The sequence below is a fragment of the Pseudomonas sp. F220 genome (genome assembly GCF_057813935.1).
In genome coordinates this window covers 1-586 of sequence record NZ_JBVASJ010000133.1, presented here as the reverse complement: position 1 = coordinate 586, position 586 = coordinate 1, and the positions used below count along the sequence as shown (strand labels likewise).

Below are 586 nucleotides of genomic sequence, written 5' to 3'. Positions count from 1 at the left end.
GTTTGCTTACGTTTGCCGGCGTATTCGGCATCGGCGAAGGACATCTGTTTCATCGGGGCTCAACCGTTCTGTTCGTGTGAGGTGCGTATTTCACCAGATCGGGAAGTCTTTTTCAGAGTTTCCCTAAGTTATGCGACGACTCACTCGGGCTTGACGGTAAAGGCTTTGCGATGTCGCGTGAGTCTGTCGCAGGCGCTCAATGATCTGCGACATGAAATGCGATAGATGTGGCATTGAGAAGGAGGGATGTTAATCCGATATGCTCGGGCACCCACTCAGGGTAAAGATCTGGAGCCGCAGCGAGGCGCGCGGGCGAGTTTGTACCTGTCACGACTGACCGGAAATGGCCGATTGCTGCCTGTCGCGAAGGGCTGCAACCGACCCTGAGCGGACATTCGTCAACGTCAGTTCAGGGTCGAAAGCTGCTTGCTTCGCTATTGCAGCGGAACATACACATCAGTTTGCCATTGATCCTGCGGTGTCTCGGGATAGACGCTCAGGTAATTGAAGAACAGCGGCTGGTCACGAAGTTCCTCTCCACTGGCAGGAAGCCAATCGCGGTAAATCGGATAGATCGTTTCGCCGA

At 54.3% G+C, this 586-nt stretch carries 1 protein-coding gene; it reads right to left on the bottom strand.

Features of this window, described 5'->3' with window-relative positions; translation table 11 throughout:
• Window positions 1-434: 434 nt before the first annotated feature.
• A partial coding sequence (locus ACZYSM_RS29325; RefSeq protein WP_489077186.1) for a GyrI-like domain-containing protein occupies window positions 435-586 on the bottom strand: 152 nt, incomplete at its 5' end.